We start from the raw sequence: 18,754 nt of genomic DNA on the forward strand, positions 1-18,754 counted from the left end.
CGTTCGACCTCATCTACCTTACTCTTGTCAGGTCAGTAGCTCCCTTCCCTATATTTCTGTTCTGAGCTTAAGCCTGGAAACGCTAGAATCATTCAAAACAGCCACGCTGAGAGAGGATGTAAACAATGTCACTTGCACCAGTTGAAGAAAAAATGTGGGAGAAATCTCCCTCAAAAACTCGCACTAAAAAATCTGAGGATGAGATTAACAAGAAGTACGAATCACAAGAGAAGAGAATACTTACCGAAATCAACCGTGAAAAGCTTCCGAGTTTTGTCGAAGCGTTATCAAAAAATCCTAAGTACATGAATTTGCGCCCATTTTATCAGAGAAGGGCGCGTTGGGATAACAAGATGAAGTCACTACTGATCGAGTCGTTTCTAATTAACATTCCCGTTCCGTCTATTATTCTTTATGAGATTGATTATAACTCTTATGAAGTAATGGATGGTCAACAGAGAATCAGCGCTATTCAGGATTTTTATACAAATGAATTCGCGCTGACTGGACTTGAAATTTGGCCAGAACTAAATCAACTTAAATACGAGCAACTTTCTGTGAAAATTCGGGCAGGTCTTGATCGTCGTTCTATATCATCTATAGTAATTCTTAGAGAATCAACCTCCGATCCGGAAGAAGCTTTATTTCTAAAACAGAAGACCTTCGAGCGTCTTAATACTGGTGGAGTGGATTTAAGTCCGCAAGAAGTCAGAAACTGCTTGTATTATGGAAAATTTGATTCCCTATTAATAGAATTATCACGTCATCCCATATTTGCTAAAGCTTGGGGAATTCCTATCGACGATAACAGTCCAGAATTATCAATAAATACTCTTTATAAAAAGATGGAAGATGCAGAGTTAGTTCTCCGTTTTTTTGCTTTGCGAAATGTAGAGCATTTCCGTAATGGTATGGAGGGATTTCTCGACATCTACATGATGAGAAGCTTGGATTTTTCTGAGCAAGACATTAAATTTTTCAAAGATATTTTTTTACAAACAATCAATCTGTCTCACCAAATTTATGAAGAAAATTTGTTCAAACCCTTTGTGCCGGAGTCTGGAACTTGGCAGAAAAAATCTTATAAAGCTTACTATGATGCTGTTATGGTTGGGTTTAGCAGCCATTTGCATGAAGCAGAAATATTGATTGCTCGGAAATCAAGAGTAATTGAAGAAACAAAGAAGCTCTTTAATAAGCAAGAATCGCGTCTTTTAACAGGTGAGGGTAGAACTAAGGCTGATATCCAGGATCGAATTAGGATATTTGACGAAATGCTCTCCCAAGTTATTGGGGAGTAGCTTGCAATGTTTGATGAGCTTCTCAAGATAGTAAGTGTCAATGTTTCCACTGTACGTAAAATTATCCAGACTAACGATAGGCTTAGAGGGATTGTATTTAGAGAGGACACCACAATACAACAGGAATTAGACGAAAATACGCATCTGACTAAATTAATAGAAGCTATTCCTAGTGAACGAGAGTGGCAAGTTTACGATCACTGTGCTGTAGTTACAAGGTTGTATGCTATTTATGAGCGATTTGTTGAGGATTTAATTGCAGAATGGCTTGAACTTTTACCCGGTATTGTTACAAAATATTCAGATTTGGAAGAAAGAATTAAAGATACACACCAGATAGGTGTGGGAAGATTATTACTAGACCTTAAGAAAAAGAGATTTGAACACCTGTCTCTTAATGAGGTGATTCAAGGTTTATTTAATGGAGTAACTGGTAAGAAAAAATACAAATTAATCTCTGATGCTTTTTTATTACACGAACAAAATTTACGCAGAGAAGTCCTAGAAAAATTATTTGCTGATGCTGGGATCTCGAACGCATGGGGTTGGGTGGATAAGCATAGAAAGGTTAAGCAATTTATAGAGGAGGTTCGAGGGAGTCAAAATACTGCGGAAGGAGAGCTAAATGAATTAATTACCTATCGAAATGATGCAGCACACGGATCTATTGTAGATGATATTCTCGGTACTGAAAAACTGCTAGAATTGGGTGACTTTGTAGAGGCTTTGTGCCAATCTCTAGCGGAGTTAGTAACTTTTCAAGTTATTTCACGGCAAACTGCAATAGGTAAAGCTGAGGAAATAGGTCAAATTACAGAGTGGTTTAAGAAGCATAAAGCAGGAGTAGGGAAAGTTAAGGAAATCACTTTGTCTGTGGGAAGAAAACTTTTTCTGGTTAACGAGGCATCCTCATACTGTCGGTTCGCTACGATTGAGAGTATTATGATTAATGATATTTCTAAGAAACGGGTTGTAATTACCAGCGAACAGGAGGTGGGGTTAAAGTTTTTTGATATTGATGCGAAAAAAGGGTTGAGACTTTATATACAAAAAAAGGGTTATACACGAAAAAAGGGTTAAGCCTTTATGTAACTGAATAAAAAAGCGATCGCTCTTTTTATTCAGGATTGCACCGAAGTCAGCTTGCAAGAAGAGGTGGATGAAGGTTTACGAGCAGTTCTGTACCTCTAACGATCGCTCGATTTGTGACAGCAATAGAATAAGATCGTGGCGATCGCCAAAACTGGTTTTCACACCGATCGCCTATTCACCCGCCCGATCGGGTTAAAATTGATAGCTAATCTGCCTCTAGCGCCACAACTGCATGACTGTCGATTCTTCTGTTCCTTCCCCAGTCGAGACAATTCCCGAAAGTCCCCCGCAACCAGTTCTCCCCCTGCAAGTCCACCTCAAAGGTGAAGAGGGACGGCTGTTATTATTGTTGCCCCCAGAAACGCCAAACTTGGATGGATCTCCGACTACGCTTACTTGGCCCGATCTTTGGCTACAGCTCAAGCAGCGTCTTAATGCTAGCGAACGCTTCTGGCAAACCAATACACCAGTGCATCTCATGGCCCAAGACCGACTTTTAGATGGACGGCAGTTACAAGAAATTGCCGACGCGCTTTCAGAATCTCAACTAAAGCTGGAGCGAGTTTATACCAGTCGTCGCCAAACTGCCGTTGCTGCGGCTGCTGCTGGTTACTCTGTAGACCAACTCTCAGCAGCGATCGCATTTCTAAATAAACCTAACTCCCAACCAGGACAGGCGCTTGCCGAACCCTTATACCTGCAAACAACCTTACGCTCAGGGGTAGAAGTTCGTCACCCCGGCACTGTGGTACTCTTGGGAGACGTTAATCCTGGCAGTTCGGTAGTCGCTGATGGCGATATTATAATTTGGGGTCGTCTGCGGGGATTGGTTCATGCCGGTGCCAAAGGCAACGCCCAGTGTTTGATTATGGCTTTACAGATGGAACCCACTCAGCTCCGAATTGCAGATAATGTGGCTAGGGCACCAGAAAAGCCACCAGCTGAGTTTTACCCAGAAGTTGCTTATGTGACGCCCCAGGGAATTCGCATCGCTAGAGCAACTGGTTTCGTTAGGCCCAATCTTTCATAGGGGCTAGGGGCTAGGGGCTAGGGGCTAGGGGGAAGAGGGAAGAGGGAAGAGGGGCTAGTAAAATGTTCTTTAATCTTTAATAAATCCAAAATCCAAAATCGCCAAATCCAAAATCGCCAAATCCAAAATCCAAAATCCAAAATCCAAAATCCAAAATCCAAAATCCAGAATCCAAAACCCAAAATCCAAAATCTAAAATTCTTATGAGTCGTGTTATAGTCATCACTTCTGGTAAAGGAGGAGTGGGAAAAACTACCTCTACTGCCAACATTGGTATGGCGATCGCATCTCGCGGTCATCAGGTTGCTGTGGTCGATGCCGATTTTGGTCTGCGAAATCTCGACTTACTGCTGGGGTTGGAAAACAGAATTGTCTACACAGCGGTAGATGTGCTGGCAGGTGAGTGTACCTTAGAAAAAGCTTTGGTAAAAGATAAGCGACAGCCGAAACTTGTACTCTTACCAGCTGCTCAAAACCGCACCAAAGATGCCGTAACGCCAGACCAAATGAAGCGACTGGTGAACGAGTTGGCAAAAACCTACGAATATATTCTGATAGACAGTCCAGCTGGAATCGAGATGGGCTTTCGGAATGCGATCGCAGGCGCACAAGAAGCTATCATCGTCACAACTCCCGAAATTGCAGCCGTCCGGGATGCCGATCGGGTGATTGGTTTGTTGGAAGCGCACAGCATTAAGCGCATCCAGCTAGTAGTCAACCGCATTAGACCCGCAATGGTGGAAGCTAACGATATGATGTCCGTACAGGATGTGCAAGAAATCCTCGCCATTCCCCTGATCGGTGCGATTCCAGATGACGAGCGCGTGATTGTTTCTACTAATCGTGGCGAACCTTTAGTATTAGGGGAAAATAACTCTCTCGCCGCCGTTGCCTACAATAACATCGCTCGCCGTTTGGATGGAGAAAAGGTAGAATTTCTCGACCTGAACGCACCCCCGGCTGGTTTTTTTGCTCGCATCCGACGCTTCTTTGGCAGTAAACCCCGCAGTTAAGAGGGGGAGACTGGGGAGTAGCGGGAGAGTGGGGGAGCCAGAGAAGCTAATAAATGATCTTTTATTTTGCTCTATTCCCAAGTCCCTATTCCCAAGTTTCTATTCCCTTATTCTCTATTCCTTATTATTCACATCTACCATGATTAACGAACTTCTAGAAAAACTTTTTCCCTGGTCAACTCCTACTAACAGTCGGGTGGATGTTAAGCGTCGCCTCCAACTGGTAATCGCGCACGATCGGGCCGGACTTTCTCCAGAAACGATCGAGGCGATGCGAAAAGAAATTCTAGAAGTTGTTTCTCGCTACGTAGAACTGGATGCAGACGGGTTGGAGTTTGCGATCGAGAGTCACGATCGGGCCACAGCATTGATTGCCAATTTGCCAATTCTACGGGTCAAGGTTGAGCCAGCTGAGGAAATTACCTGAAAATCTATCTACCCTGTCCCAGGACGCGGGGATCTAGTGCAGGATGGCGGAAATAACTCACCACTAAAAATTGCCAATGATTGCTCTGGAAATCTTGATTTTTACCACCGACAACTGACAACTGACCACTGACCACTTGCACTAGGTGTTCCCCCATGACTATAAAATCAAGCTTGACTTCCACAAGTTTTTAAGGAGATGCCATGCCGCAGAGGCAAGATATTCAAGAGAGCCAGGAACGCCTAGCCTCTAGCACAGTAGAATTTGGCAGAAAATTGAAATTCCAAAAGAACAATGTTTTTCAAGTAGAGCTTCAGCGGCGCGTTGATGAATTCTTCCTCTTCACCGGACGGCGGAAACGAGACTGTCCGCAGATGTATGTGAAGACAGCTATCCTACTCTTGAGTTTCGCCCTATTGTATGGATTATTAGTGTTCAAAGCCCAGACATGGTGGCAGGCGCTGCCCCTGTCCATTCTGCTTGGTATAGTGGCCGCTCTCATCGGTTTTAACATTCAGCACGACGGCGGACATCAGGCTTATTCGAGCATTCCTTGGGTCAATAAGCTGACAGGAATGACCATAGCGCTGATCGGCGGCAGTTCCTATAACTGGCACTGGAAGCACGCTGTGTTCCATCATATGTATGTCAACATCAAGGCTCATGATGGTGACCTCGAAATCGGCATTTTCGGTCGGCTAACCCCTCACCAACAGTGGTTTCCGTTTCATCAATGGCAACACTATTACCTCTGGCTGCTATACGGGCTAATGGCGATCCGGTGGCAGCTTTACGATGATTTCCACAATGTCCTCATTGGACAAATTGGCGATCGCCCATATCCGCGCCCGAAGGGTTGGGAGTTGGCGATCTTTTGGATCGGCAAAGGGATCTTCTACACCTTGGCTTTCGGGATTCCCCTGCTGTTCCACCCTGTCTGGGTCGTCCTCATATTCTACGGGGTGAGTGCGATCGCCTTGGGTATAGTTCTCAGCGTTGTGTTTCAATTAGCCCACGTCGTTGAAGAAGCTTCGTTTCCTCTGCCCCAGGAGGACACTGGACGGATCGATAACGCTTGGGCGATACATCAGGCTGAAACGACGGTGAACTTTGCCCGCTACAACCCTGTAGTCTCTTGGTTCCTGGGCGGACTCAACTTTCAGGTTGAACACCACCTTTTCCCTCAGATTTGCCATGTCAATTATCCTGCCATTTCCAAGTTGGTGGAGGAAACCTGCCAGGAATTTGGGGTGCAGTACAACGAACACAAGTCTGTCTGGGCTGGTATAACCTCCCACGGACGTTGGTTACGGCGAATGGGAATGCCGAATTCGATCGAATAAAATCCTCCCTAAATTTTCATCTGAGGTTGATAAAAAAAGCAGGAATTAACTCCTGCTTTTTTTCTGGGGGGGTGACAAGAATCTGTAAAACCCTTACTTCGTGGGCTCTTCCGTACTTAGTGTGCTAAGTTAACTTAAATTTATCCTCAAGGCTTTGCTACGTAAGGCGTTGAGTTATTTACACCCAAAGCTTGGTTATGGCAACTTGCTGCGGATGGGCAATCACCTTGAAATCCCTGCCAAGCTTTGCGCGTAGGACACAAAAAACTAATCGTTTGGCACACTAGGTACGGAAGACCCCTATTAACCAGTTCTTGAGTTAAACCAATCGCGATCTGACTAAAAACGCTATAATTATCAGAATTGAAAATAGGTAAAAATGATGTCAACAGTTTATCGTTTAAAAGCCAGCGAACTAGATCGTGATTTTTTAGAAGAAATCAAAGCGACTTTTGGAGATAAAGAGATTGAAATCATTGTTTCCGAATTTGATGAAACTGAATATATTTTCAAATCAGAAATTAACAAAAATCGACTTTTAAAGGCCATTAAAAATGTTAAAAAGCGGCAAAGTTTAGTTGAAGTTAACTTACAGGATTTGCAATGAGCAGAAGAATTGTTTTTGAATCATCTGCTTTTGCAGACTTTAATGAATGGGCAAAATTAGACAAAAAGATTTATCGCAAAATTGTCGAACTGATTAAAGATATAGACCGATCGCCGTTTGAAGGATTAGGTAAACCTGAACCTCTGAAATACGAGTTAAGTGGGTTTTGGTCAAGGCGCATTGATAATGAACATCGTTTAGTTTACCAAGTTTCCGATGAAGAAATTACGATCGTAGCTTGTAAGTATCATTACAGTGAATAGTCGTAAGTTTTAAAATAGTGCGACATTTGTTTACATAGCTAGCTTTATTTACTTTGTAGAAGCTTGGTTTTTAGCGAACTAGACCTGTCATTCTTTAGATTTATTTATAAAAATGTTACAGGAGAACGATTAGACGCACTTTTCTTGATTAAACTTGTTGATGAGTTGGTATTTTTATCCAAAACTCCGTACCCTCTCCCTTCGTTGACCTGCATTCTAACAGTCCTTTGTGCTTGTCAACAACAATTGAGTACGCAATTGCCAATCCCAAACCAGTGCCTTTACCGACTGGCTTTGTGGTGAAGAAGGGATTAAATATTTGTTGTACAACTTCTGGCGTCATTCCCGATCCGTTGTCTGCGATCGCAATCTCTACCCAATTTCCATCCAAAAGCCTAGTCCGAATCCAAATCAAGGGTGTAGGCGCTGACTCATTCCCCTCCTCAAGGTAATCAATTGCGTTGTTAAGAATATTGAATAATACTTGATTCAGCTGAGCGGGATAACACTCTACAGTCGGCAGATAGCCGTATTCCTTAACAACTTTAATTTTAGCATCGTCGTTCGATTTGGGATTTGGGATTTGGGATTTGGGATTTGTTATGGGCAATTCAGAATCTAAAATCAGGCTGTCATTAGTAGAGAGGTTGTCTGAATAATTGTTAGACAGTCTGTGTTCCAAAAGTAAAAGAGTGTTATCAATACCTTCGTGAATGTCAACCTGTTTTATCTCTGCTTCGCCAAGCCTAGAAAAAATCTTTAAATTTACCACAAGATCGCGAATCCGAACTGCTCCCGATGACATCGAATCTAAGCTTTTCGGGAGATCGTCACTCATAAATTCCCAATCAATATTTTCTAATGCCAACTGAATGTCATCAGCAGGATTAGGGTAGTATTTTTGATAAAGATGAATTAGGTTTAGCAGCTCGGCGACGCGGTTTTTAGTATGAGCGAGATTGCCGCTGATAAAAGCGATCGGGTTGTTAATTGCGTGAGCAATTCCTGCCACCATTTGACCGAGGCCAGACATTTTTTCGCTTTGTACCAGTTGAGCTTGAGTTTGTTGTAACTCCTGCAAAGTTTGGCTTAGTTGCTGATTGGTTTCGCTCAATTGTTGCTGGTATTGATAGACTCGCAATCCGGCTCGTACCCGTGCCAACAATTCATTTGATTCGATTGGTTTAGAGACAAAATCATCTGCTCCTGCATCTAAACCTTGGACTCGATCGGCTACAGAATCGCGAGCGGTCAGGAGAATAAAAAATGTGCTAGCTAGATCGGGAGTTTCCTTGAGGCGACGACAAACTTCTACTCCATCCATCAGCGGCATCATCCAATCGCAAAGTATTAAAGCCGGACGTACATTAAATGCCTTTTCTAGTCCTTCTTCACCATTTTTAGCTACAGCAACTTCATAGCCTTCTAGTTGCAAGTCTCTTTTAAGAAGTAATCGAGTTGCCGAATCATCTTCAACTACAAGAATTTTTGACATGGAAGGTAATTGGTAATTGAGCGAGTAAATTTAAAATCTGAGATTGCAAATTGGGTCTTTCGTAATTATTATGCTAATGTTCAAAATAAACATTTTGTAGTAGCACAGATCATCAATATGTCGGTCATACCAAGATTTTAATTAGCTGTGCTACTACTTCAGCATATTTGACCCGAAAGAACCTTACCAATTAGCAATGAAGGTGTTGATCCGCTCCAGTATTTTTTCTAATTCTGCTATAATTTCCGATGCACCATCTAGCTGGTTTGCTTCAGCCTGACTCTGTAACCTTGCGGCGAGGTCTGGCATGAATCGAATAGCCACGGTAGCGCTCCCCCCTTTAAGCTGGTGAGCGCGACGACCCAGCGTGTTGCAATCGCCTGAAAGCAGTGCTTCCTTGGCTTCTTTTAGGTAAGTTGGAGCATCTTCCATAAAAGCTTGGAGTAGTTCTAGTTGAAATTCCGCGTCTCCTCTGGCGATTTCGTAGAGACGGACGCGATCGACAATTTCTTCCGTTGGGGACTGGATTTGGGATTCTAGATTCATGGAATTATCTGCTGGAGGTTGAGATTCAGTATTTATATCTTGTTGTAGGTTATCTAGAATCTTTGTGCTTTCATCCTTTGTTTGTATCCATCGCTCTATAACTTCTGACAATTGTTTCGTAGAAATGGGTTTAGTTATATAATCATCCATTCCAGCTGCCAGACACTTTTCGCGATCGCCGCTCATAGCGTGAGCAGTCAAAGCAATAACTATAGTATGCCGATCCTGACATTCCCTAACGCGAATTCTCTTTGTTGTTTCGTAGCCATCTAGCACTGGCATTTGACAATCCATTAATACTAAATCGTAGCTAGTGTTTGTCATTAGTTCGAGCGCTGCTTGACCGTTGGTAGCACAATCTGCCTGATAGCCCAATATTTTTAATTGATTTAGCACAACTTTTTGGTTAATTGGCATATCTTCTACCAACAATATTTTGAGATTTGATGTTAATAATGGGTCATTAATAATAGGCGAATCAGGGGTATCCCACCACAGCCGATCAGATTGGTTAGCTTCTTCTCGATTACCGATCGCCGATGACTTATTACCCATTACTGCTAACACTTGACTTTTCTGCAAAGGGACTGTAAACCAGAATACCGACCCTTTACCCACCTCACTCTCTACGCCAATTTCACCCTCCATCAACTCCACTAGCTGCTTGCAAATTGCCAAACCCAAACCCGAACCTCCATAAGCTCTGGTGGTCGAGCCATCCACTTGAGAGAAGGATTGAAACAGCTTTTTCTGGTTTTCTGGTGCAATACCAATGCCAGTATCTCGAACAGAAAACAAAATACGGAATTCAGAATTGAGGATTTTTTTTGTATTGTAGCTTGTGACAAAGGGGGTTTCTTTATGAATTCTGACTGCAATCGTCACTTCCCCTTTGTCTGTAAATTTAATTGAGTTTTCTACCAGATTAACGAGGATTTGATGCAGGCGGTGGGGGTCTCCGATTAATTGTTGGGGTACGTTGGCGTCAATCGAGGTCAGCAGTCTGATTCCTTTAGCATTGGCTTGTACTTGTACCATGTTAAACACTTGGCCTATACTGGTATTTAAATCGAATACCCGCATTTGGAGACGCATTTTACCAGCTTCTAACTTGGAGAAATCGAGAATATCATTAATTAGTGCTAGCAGGGTTTCGGCACTGATTTTGATAGTCTGCATAAATTCTTGCTGGTGGTTTGTCAGGGTAGTTTTTAAAAGTAAGTCTGTCATTCCCAGCACGCCGTTCATCGGAGTGCGGATTTCGTGACTCATGTTGGCTAAAAAGACTGATTTCATCCTGGCAGCTTCTAAGGCGGCTTCTCGTGCTTCTACCAATTCGTTAATCATCTGAGTCACGATGATGATGCCACCAACTTGACATTTTGGATTAAAAATTTGAGATTCTAAATTATTAGGCTGTTGGTTGGTATCCCCTAAGTCAGGTGTTTGAATGCACCAGGGTTGGACAGCCCAGCGGAGATAGAGTTTGGTGCCATCTTCACGCTCGATCGCATCTTCGGCTAAGGAGATCACTTCTCCTTGCAGCGCCCGCGAATAAATTGCTTTTGTTTGCTTTGAAATCTGAGGTAAAATTTCATGGTGCTTGAGCCCGATCAAGTCCAGCCCGTCCAGGTCGTAATCCTTCAGCCATCGATCGCTGTAGGCGAGATACCGCATCTCGGTATCAAACATCGCCATCGCCACAGGTGCGTTGGTAATAATTTGTCGTAGTTGTTGGCGCTCTTGCTCTAAAGCCAGTTCTACTTTTTTGCGTTCGACAATTTCAGCTTCAAGGGTATGGAGCGTTTCTGATAACTCGGCGGTGCGTTCCCGAACCCGAACTTCTAACCCATCGTAAGCGAGGCGCAGACTTTCCTGTGCCCACTGGCGTTGGATTTCGGCACCAGCTCGTGCGGCAAAGATTTTCATAATTGCTTTGGCGCTCTCCACGTCCGAGAGGGGTTTGTCATGATTAACGCACAAAATACCGATCGCCTGTCGCGATGAGTCAAGCACTGGCACTCCTAGATAGCAGGTTACACCCATAACTGCTAACCCCTTAGCTTCTGGGAAGAGTTCCTGCACCCCTGAAGGGTAGTAACACTGCTTTCCTTGTTCGATAACTGTTTCGCAGGGAGTACCGGGTAGATTGTACTCAAAGTTTGTCTCCAGATTATCATCTGCCCAAAAAGCAAGAGTTTGTAATTTGTCGGGCTCTTCGCTTACAATTTCAGCAATAAAAGCGTAGCGAACTCCCAGTGCTTCTGCCAGATGGCGAACAACAGCTGGAAAAAATTTTTCGCCCGTCACTGAGGCTGTTGCTACCACAATATTGTGTAGAACTTCCTCTGCCCGTTCGCGTTCGACAATCTGATTTTGCAGCTCTCGGTTGACAACTTCTAGTTGCTCTGGAGTTTTGAGAGCCAAAAATTGAGGCAGCAGGACTCCCATTTCTACGGCGGTATAGCAGGAGACTAGGGCGGTCAATGCTTTTTCCAAACCCGATACCCAGTATGCTGGATGCCAGAGCGTCCAGATTTCGAGCAAGTGACCCGTGCCACAAAGGATGATGAAGGCTCCAAATAAGCCAAATACTCCTAAAAAGGGGATCTCATTCCGCTTGTAGATGAAGTAGATCAGCATCGCCGGAATAGAGAAATAGGCGATCGCAATAAACAAATCTGAAAGCACGTGCAGCCAAACCAGTGGGGTCTCCCAGAGGTAGCAGTTACCGTGCGGCATATACTGTGTTGGCGACAATAGTTGTTTGAAAAATTCCCACATATAAAATTGGTGATTGATGATTGGTGATTGTGAAATGGAAAATTTTAAATCTAAAATCTGAAATCTCCCTTACCCATTATCTATAAACTCCTTAACCCGCGCAAAAATTGTTTCTAATTCAGCTATCATTTCATCTGCCCCCTCCAGATTGTTTAATTTTGCCTGACTTTCAAGCTTGTGTGCAATTTCAGGCATTGAGCGGATAGCCACTGTAGCGCTTCCCCCTTTGATTTGGTGAGCGCGACGAGCGAGTGTGTCAAAATCTCCTGACACGATCGCTTGTTTGGCTTCTTGTATGTAAGTTTCCGCATCTTCGACAAAAGCTTGTAGCAGTTCTTGTTGAAACTCAGCGTCTCCTTTAGAGATTTGGGAAAGGCGTGCAATATCTACAACTTCTATTGATGACGAATCCCCGGCCCGATCGTCAATTATATTTTGGGCATTTTCTACTTCTCCTATCAAGCTGAAATTTGAGTATGTAAGACTTTGAGGCTGACCTGATTCTATTGTTAATCTTTCCCGTTTGATTTGCAATTGAGAAGACCAGCGCTCTAAAATTATTTGCAATTGTTTTAGATCGATCGGTTTGCTGATATAATCATCCATCCCAGCGCCGAGACACTTTTCCCGTTCCCCAACTAAAGCATTTGCCGTCATCGCAATTATTACATAGCGTCCGCCGTACAAACGCCGCAATTCTCTTGTCGCTTCATAGCCATCCATCACAGGCATCTGACAATCCATTAATACGATGTCATAATGCTCTGATGCCAAAATATCTAGTGCCTCTTGACCGTTATTGACGCAATTCGCCTTATAGCCTAACACTTTGAGTTGATTCAGTCCTACCTTCTGGTTAATTGGGGTATCTTCAACCAATAAAATCCGTAAATTTTTCTCAGGGGTCAGTTGTGGGTTTTCAGCAGTCACTTCTTCTTGCCTGCTTAATGTTGGCGACTGACTGTTTACGGCATTCAGCAAGCAGTCAAATAAGCGGGAGGCTTTCACAGGTTTAGTCAAATAACCAGCTAAACCCCGCTCTATTAAGTTTTTAGCCTCCTCGCGCTGTTTCGCTGTAGTGAGGAGAACCCATTGGGTTTGTTGCATCAACGGATCTGAGTAAATCATGCGTTCCAGCATAGTACCGCTTAGTTCCGGTAGCTGCATATCAATGAGAGCGATATCGTAAGGACGATGCTCAGCTGAGGCATTCCGCACTGCGATCATTGCCATCCAAGCTCGTTCCATTTCCGTCACTTCTATTCCCCACAAAATTGCCAGAGAACGCACCACTTTACGAATTGTGGGTTTGCTACTCACTACCAGCATTTTCAGTCCTGAAAGTGAAGTAATCATCGACAAGGGGGCAGTCGGTAAAATTGTTTTTTGCAAGGGCATAGTAAACCAAAAACTCGAACCTAATCCCAGGGTACTTTTTACACCTATTTCGCCTCCCATCAACTCCACTAACTGCTTGCAAATTGCTAATCCCAATCCGGTGCCCCCGTATTTGCGTGTGGTAGAATCATCGACTTGGGAGAAAGATTGGAACAGCTTTTTCTGACTTTCTGGGTCGATCCCAATGCCGGTATCCTTCACTGCGAATTTCAGATAATTAGTATTTGCTAATTGTGCTTCCTCATTAGCGATCGCCTCTACGTGGATTACCACTTCGCCAACGTCGGTGAATTTGAGCGCATTGCCTACCAAATTTATCAAGATTTGGCGCAGACGGGCTGGGTCGCCATTGATTTGTCTCGGCACATCACTCTCAATTAATGCGGCTAGTTCTATGCCTTTGCTCTGTGCCGATGTGGTGAGCAAATCTAGCACTTCTTCCAGGCAGAGATTCAAGTCAAAATCCACTTTATCCAGTCGCATTTCCCCGGCTTCTAGTTTAGAGAAGTCGAGAATATCGTTGATGAGAGTTAGTAGGGTTTGACCGCTGACTTTCAACGTTTGTACAAAGTCGAGTTGTTCGGGAGTTAGCTGGGTTTTCAAAAGTAAGTCCGTCATTCCCAAAACGCCATTCATGGGAGTACGAATTTCATGACTCATGTTAGCGAGGAACATCGACTTCATTCGGGAAGCTTCGAGTGCTTCTTCTCGTGCTTGTTGTGCTTGCTCAAACAGAGTGGATTGCTGAATAGCGATCGCCAGTTGCACGCTAAGCTGCTGTAATAAGTCGATCTCCGATAGGGTCCAAGCCCTTGTGCCGCGACATTCGTGGGCAATCAGCAGTCCCCAGAGTCTTGGGTGCTGAGTGGGGGAGTGGGAGAGTGGGAGAGTGGGGGAGATCGCAGAATTTTCCTGCTCCTCTGCTCCCCCGCTCCCCCGTTCCCCCGCTCCCCCGCTCTTGATTCCCCCGTCTTCTATGATAATGGGAACTACTAAGTTAGCTTTAATCTGAAACTGTGCGAGTAAATTAACGTGGCACGGGTTTAAATCACCATTATAAATATCTCCAATTGCTCGGATTCGACCTTGCCGATATAGAGAAATATAACGCTCTGTAAAGCAGTGGTCTTGAATATCCATTCCCAACAGCGACATCCAAGGTTCGCCAACCGATTCAACAACTACATTTCCGGTACCATCCGGTTCAAAGCGGTAAATAATTACGCGATCGGTAAACAGCAATTGCCGCACTTCTTCTGTAACGGTGCTGAGTGTCACAGTGAGGTTAAGAGAGGAACGAACTCGCTGGGCGATCGTGGAAACCAGTCGTTCCCGCATAAATAGTTCCGCAATCCGCTGTTCGGATTCTCGCGCATTACATTCGGCTTGCTTGCGTTCTGTAATGTCGGTGATGACGCTAATCAGCCCAATTCGGTTGCCCGCGTCGTCTAGGATGCAGTCGGCACGCACCCAAGCCGTTACAATTTCGCCACTCTTGGTTTTTAGTTCGACCTCGCCAGTCCAAGAAAGTCCGCTTTGAATAGTTTGGAATAGTTCTTTTGCTATTTCAGCCGAGACGTACATAGCCGGTGGCCCCCCCAGGGCGTTCAGTTCGTCGGGAGTGTAGCCATAGCGCTGAATAAACGCCTGATTGTGGTAGATCGCACTACCGTCCAACTCTGCCATTCCAATGGCATCGCTGGTGCTTTCCACGGCTGCCTTGACCCGGATTAGGGCGGCTTCTGCCTGTTTGCGATCGCTAATATCTTTGTGTGTCCCCGTCATCCGCAGGGGGTTGCCGTTTTCATCCCGTTGGGTCACTTTGCCGTGGGAGAGAATCCACTTCCAGGAGCCATCTTTCGAGAGCATCCGAAATTCCACTTCGTAGGCGGGAATCGCACCTCGAAGATAGTCGCTCTTGATGTCCAGCATCTTGGACAGGTCTTCGGGATGTAGCAATCGCTCGAAGGATTGGTAATTATTCTCTATTTCTCCTATCTCATACCCCAGCATTCTTTTCCACTGCGGGTCGAAATAGGTAACTCCAGTGCTGATATGCCAATCCCACAGTCCCAAAGCGCTGCCTTCTAGGGCCAGTTGCAAGCGTTCTTCGCTCACTAGCAAAGATTCTGATGCTTTTTTGCGCTCTATCCCCAACGCCACCTGATCGGCAACCGACCCCAGAGCATCCAGTATATTTTGGCTGAGGGGATGACGGGCGAATATTGCCATTACGCCCACCAGTTGGTCTTCTACAATCAGGGGATAGCCAGCAAAAGCCACCATTGCTTCTCGCCGCGCCCACTCAGGGTTGCTGATGCGGGGGTCGTTTTGCACGTCGTTCGTCAGGTGCGGTTGGCGAGAAGCGGCAATCCAACCGATCTTGAAGCTGCCCACTGGCACGCGAGCGTGATGGCCGTTGATGTGGGTGTACATCCCCGCAGAAGCCTGCAAATGGAGCATATTTTCATCTGGGTTGAGCGTCCAAATCCTGGCAAAGGTGACATTTAAGTGTTCTACTAACGCCCTGCAAGAGCGTTGCAGCATGATGGGTAAGTCTCCCTCCTGAGTGAGAGCGAAGCCAATATCAGACCTCAAAGCGGACTGTATAGCTCGTTCGGCTAATTCCTGCGCGGCTCGCTTTCTCTGGGTGATGTCCCGCACGATCGCAATAATTTCATCTGACCCGCTGCTAACGATCCGAGTTTCGTAATCGTGCAGTTGCTCATCGATAGGTAGCTGATATTCTATGATTTGGGTCTGGCCTGTTTTGATGGACCGATCGTAGGCGTGGAGTATATTTTCAGCTAGTTCCGGCGGCAAAACCGACTGCACTTTTTTCCCTATAAATTCGCTGGGCGGCACTAATGTTTTGATGCCTTTAGCCGGTTTGAAGTCTACAAAAGTGCCATCAGACTTGCAGCGAAACATCATGTCGGGGATGGCGTTCAACAGCGCTTTTTGTGTGGCTTCGCTTTGACGCAGTTGTTCTTCTGTCTGTTTTAATTCGGTGATATCCAAAACCAGCCCGTCCCAAATAATATCGCCGTTAGCTTCTTTTTCCGGTCTTGATGCCCCTTTCAACCACTTCATCTCACCGGATGGCGTTATGCTCCGCCATTCATATCGCCACGGTTGTAGGGTGGCTGCTGAGAGCGCAATGGATTCATATAAGCCATCGCGGTCATCTTGATGAACCCCAGCAAAAGGGGCCGCAAAATTTTGTACGATCGCTTCTGGTTCCAATTCAAAAAGTTCGCGGCAACCGGAAGAGACATAAGGGAAAGTTATTTGCCCATCGGTTGAGAGTCGGAATTGATAAATCATTCCCGGTACGTTGGCTGCCAACCTTGGGAACCTTTGTTCGCTGATTTTGAGGGCAACTTCAGCCTGTTTGCGTTGGGTGATGTCGCTAGCAATTCCCACAAAGCCAGTGATATTTCCAGATCGGTCCCGCAATGCGGTCACCGACAGCAAGACGGGAAACCGGGAACCATCTTTGCGGATATAAGTCCATTCTCGTTCATCTGCCCCGAACCGCCGTGCTTTGGCAACAAACACTTCAAAAGATGGCTCTATGGAAATTCCGAGTTCTTGGGATAATTCTTGGGCGCGTTGCGCGATTTCTTCTGGATCGTGGATGATACCGGGGGTTGTTTTGCCGACAACTTCAGTAGCGCTATATCCCAACATTCGCTCTGCTGCTGCATTAAAGGTATGGATAGTGCCATCTATTTCTGTGGAAATAATGGCGTAATTAGCGCTGTTGAAAATTGCTTGCTGGAGGGAAGTGAGTTCTTGTAGCTCTATAAGGAGGCGCTTGTAGTTTGTGACATCTCTGATTGTACCAACTAATATTTTATTGCCATCTGCATTCTCAAAGACGGTTTTTTTGGTGGAGATGATGTTAAGTTTACCAGCACTGTCAGTCAGGGTTTCTTCATTTTCGTTTTCTTGACCTGAAGTAAATACCTGTTCGTCTTTTTCTCTAAAAACATCGGCTTCTTCTTTAGGGAAAAAGTCATAGTCTGTTTTGCCAAGTAGCTCTTCGCGGGATTGGCCGATAAACTGACAGCAGGCATCGTTTAAGATGATAAAACGACGGTGAGAGTCTTTGACAAAAATTGGATCTGCGATCGCATTCAGAGTGTGGTTCAAAAACTCTTCGGAGGCTTTCAGCTGCACCTCGTAGCGGTAGCGATCGCTAATGTCTAAAAATACTGCTATGAGGTGGTCGATCGTACCGTCCTCGTGGCGGATGCAGCTTGTAGAGAGTCTGGTGTAAACTACCGCACCGTCTTTGCGTAGCAAGCGTTTGTCTATCACGTAGCGATCGCACGCCCCGCCTAAGATTTGGGCTAAGTGGTTTAAATCAGCATCTCTGTCATCGGTAAACGTCCATTCAATCCAATTCTTTTGACAGATTTCTGCTCTGGAATATCCCAGCAAGTTGCACAAAGCATCGTTAACTTCAATCCAGCCTTCGTTCTCCGGCGTACCCTGAGAAAAAGGAGGTGCATAAATGGCTATACCAACTAGGGAATTCTCGAAGTACTCGCGCAAGCGGGCTTCGCTTTGACGCACAGTAATAATTGCTAGCTTTTGTTCTGTGATATCATTGAGCATTCCCGCCGTAGCAGAAATCCTGCCGTCAGGGGTTTTGGTTAAATGTGGGTGTACTTCAATCCAGCGAAATCCTCCCGATTTAGTACACAGGCGAATTTCATAACGGCAGTCGTGTTTTTGACTTTTAAGCAGGCAGCGAAACTGGTTTTGATGATGTTGGCGATCGGCGGGATGAATGTAATTTAAAAAGGGAGTTCCTAAACTTTCCGAAGCAGAAAATCCCGTGATTTCATACCAAGCCGAATTGAGAAATATCCAATTGCCTTCTGCATCGGTTTGGAAAATAACTTCTTTGACGTTATTTACTACGGAGCGATATTTCTCTTCGCTTTGCTGCAAAGCCTCTTGATTGTGCTGGCGTTCGATCGCATAACGCAGGGAACGAATCAAAAGTTCGCTATCGATTGTTCTTTTTACTAGGTAATCCTGTGCGCCAGCCGCGATTGTCTGAAGGGCTAATTCTTCATCAGCGCGGGCTGTTAGCACGACAATGGGAATGTTTTGACCTGACTGTTTTATCTTGGCAACCGTCTCAAATCCTTGGCTGTCGGGAAGAGACAAATCTAGCAAAATGACATCAAATTTTTCAGACTTCAAAAGCTCTCGCGCATCGCTCAGGCGATCCACACAGCTTAATGAAATACTTCTGTTTGCCCTATTTTCTGAGAGCAATTCTTCAATTAGTTCTGCCTCGTCAGCATTATCTTCAACTAGGAGAATTCTAAAACTGCTTCTGGCGGTGGGTTGAAGAACTGAGTTCATTTTGCTATTTTTAATAATGTTTTTATTTGATGATTAAGCAAAAGAAGCCCTGGCTTTCTTTGTTAGC

At 44.8% G+C, this 18,754-nt stretch carries 13 protein-coding genes; 9 read left to right on the forward strand and 4 right to left on the reverse strand.

The window, feature by feature from the left end:
* Positions 1–125 precede the first annotated feature (125 nt).
* The 6 genes from LAY41_RS12175 to minE all read left to right on the forward strand — a co-directional run bounded on the left by LAY41_RS12175 (position 126) and on the right by minE (position 4,863).
* Positions 126–1,301, forward strand: coding sequence for a DUF262 domain-containing protein (locus LAY41_RS12175; RefSeq protein ID WP_249097790.1), 1,176 nt, complete (start codon positions 126–128; stop codon positions 1,299–1,301).
* A 6-nt stretch (positions 1,302–1,307) separates the two neighbouring features.
* Entirely contained in the window at positions 1,308–2,381 is a 1,074-nt protein-coding gene (locus LAY41_RS12180) for an MAE_28990/MAE_18760 family HEPN-like nuclease (RefSeq protein ID WP_249097792.1), read from the forward strand.
* A gap of 79 nt (positions 2,382–2,460) precedes the next feature.
* A complete protein-coding gene (locus LAY41_RS32270) occupies positions 2,461–2,589 on the forward strand; it encodes a hypothetical protein (protein WP_275974097.1) in 129 nt (42 codons plus the stop codon).
* Positions 2,590–2,625: 36 nt separating this feature from the next.
* The gene (gene minC, locus LAY41_RS12185; protein ID WP_249097793.1) at positions 2,626–3,423 is read left to right on the forward strand and encodes a septum site-determining protein MinC; all 798 of its coding nucleotides are present in this window, start codon (positions 2,626–2,628) and stop codon (positions 3,421–3,423) included.
* A gap of 203 nt (positions 3,424–3,626) precedes the next feature.
* Positions 3,627–4,436, forward strand: coding sequence for a septum site-determining protein MinD (gene minD / locus LAY41_RS12190; protein WP_249097794.1), 810 nt, complete (start codon positions 3,627–3,629; stop codon positions 4,434–4,436).
* 139 nt (positions 4,437–4,575) lie between these two features.
* Complete coding sequence (gene minE / locus LAY41_RS12195) at positions 4,576–4,863, forward strand: cell division topological specificity factor MinE (RefSeq protein ID WP_249097795.1); 288 nt, start codon at positions 4,576–4,578, stop codon at positions 4,861–4,863.
* A 4-nt stretch (positions 4,864–4,867) separates the two neighbouring features.
* Here the strand turns inward: minE and LAY41_RS12200 are convergent, their stop codons facing one another.
* Positions 4,868–5,047: a hypothetical protein gene (locus LAY41_RS12200; RefSeq protein WP_249097797.1), complete on the reverse strand. Its 180-nt coding sequence runs from the start codon at positions 5,045–5,047 to the stop codon at positions 4,868–4,870.
* A gap of 19 nt (positions 5,048–5,066) precedes the next feature.
* Between LAY41_RS12200 and LAY41_RS12205 the strand changes: the two genes are divergently transcribed.
* The 3 genes from LAY41_RS12205 (at position 5,067) to LAY41_RS12215 (ending at position 7,076) form a co-directional block, all read left to right on the forward strand.
* Positions 5,067–6,206, forward strand: coding sequence for a fatty acid desaturase family protein (locus LAY41_RS12205; protein ID WP_249097798.1), 1,140 nt, complete (start codon positions 5,067–5,069; stop codon positions 6,204–6,206).
* 379 nt (positions 6,207–6,585) lie between these two features.
* Positions 6,586–6,813, forward strand: a complete 228-nt coding sequence (locus LAY41_RS12210; RefSeq protein WP_249097801.1) for a hypothetical protein — start codon at positions 6,586–6,588, stop codon at positions 6,811–6,813.
* On the forward strand, positions 6,810–7,076 hold the full coding sequence (locus LAY41_RS12215) for a Txe/YoeB family addiction module toxin (RefSeq protein ID WP_249097804.1): 267 nt from the start codon (positions 6,810–6,812) through the stop codon (positions 7,074–7,076). The genes LAY41_RS12210 and LAY41_RS12215 overlap by 4 nt, the downstream gene beginning before the upstream one ends.
* Positions 7,077–7,224: 148 nt before the next feature.
* Here the strand turns inward: LAY41_RS12215 and LAY41_RS12220 are convergent, their stop codons facing one another.
* The 3 genes from LAY41_RS12220 to LAY41_RS12230 all read right to left on the reverse strand — a co-directional run bounded on the left by LAY41_RS12220 (position 7,225) and on the right by LAY41_RS12230 (position 18,687).
* Positions 7,225–8,571, reverse strand: a complete 1,347-nt coding sequence (locus LAY41_RS12220) for a sensor histidine kinase (RefSeq protein WP_249097805.1) — start codon at positions 8,569–8,571, stop codon at positions 7,225–7,227.
* Positions 8,572–8,754: 183 nt separating this feature from the next.
* On the reverse strand, positions 8,755–11,859 hold the full coding sequence (locus LAY41_RS12225; protein WP_249097807.1) for an ATP-binding protein: 3,105 nt from the start codon (positions 11,857–11,859) through the stop codon (positions 8,755–8,757).
* A gap of 111 nt (positions 11,860–11,970) precedes the next feature.
* Entirely contained in the window at positions 11,971–18,687 is a 6,717-nt protein-coding gene (locus LAY41_RS12230; protein ID WP_249097809.1) for a PAS domain S-box protein, read from the reverse strand.
* Between the last annotated feature and the right edge of the window lie 67 nt (positions 18,688–18,754).

The sequence above is a fragment of the Argonema galeatum A003/A1 genome (genome assembly GCF_023333595.1).
Lineage (GTDB): Bacteria > Cyanobacteriota > Cyanobacteriia > Cyanobacteriales > Aerosakkonemataceae > Argonema > Argonema galeatum.

Excerpts from the sequence above, each read along its gene's own strand:
- LAY41_RS12220 (WP_249097805.1), bottom strand. The coding sequence starts at position 8,571 with ATGTCAAAAATTCTTGTAGTTGAAGATGATTCGGCAACTCGATTACTT.
- LAY41_RS12230 (WP_249097809.1), bottom strand. The coding sequence starts at position 18,687 with ATGAACTCAGTTCTTCAACCCACCGCCAGAAGCAGTTTTAGAATTCTC.
- LAY41_RS12175 (WP_249097790.1), top strand. The coding sequence starts at position 126 with ATGTCACTTGCACCAGTTGAAGAAAAAATGTGGGAGAAATCTCCCTCA.
- minD (WP_249097794.1), top strand. The coding sequence starts at position 3,627 with ATGAGTCGTGTTATAGTCATCACTTCTGGTAAAGGAGGAGTGGGAAAA.
- LAY41_RS12225 (WP_249097807.1), bottom strand. The coding sequence starts at position 11,859 with ATGCCGCACGGTAACTGCTACCTCTGGGAGACCCCACTGGTTTGGCTG.
- LAY41_RS12215 (WP_249097804.1), top strand. The coding sequence starts at position 6,810 with ATGAGCAGAAGAATTGTTTTTGAATCATCTGCTTTTGCAGACTTTAAT.
- minE (WP_249097795.1), top strand. The coding sequence starts at position 4,576 with ATGATTAACGAACTTCTAGAAAAACTTTTTCCCTGGTCAACTCCTACT.
- minC (WP_249097793.1), top strand. The coding sequence starts at position 2,626 with ATGACTGTCGATTCTTCTGTTCCTTCCCCAGTCGAGACAATTCCCGAA.
- LAY41_RS12180 (WP_249097792.1), top strand. The coding sequence starts at position 1,308 with ATGTTTGATGAGCTTCTCAAGATAGTAAGTGTCAATGTTTCCACTGTA.
- LAY41_RS32270 (WP_275974097.1), top strand. The coding sequence starts at position 2,461 with ATGAAGGTTTACGAGCAGTTCTGTACCTCTAACGATCGCTCGATTTGT.
- LAY41_RS12205 (WP_249097798.1), top strand. The coding sequence starts at position 5,067 with ATGCCGCAGAGGCAAGATATTCAAGAGAGCCAGGAACGCCTAGCCTCT.
- LAY41_RS12210 (WP_249097801.1), top strand. The coding sequence starts at position 6,586 with ATGATGTCAACAGTTTATCGTTTAAAAGCCAGCGAACTAGATCGTGAT.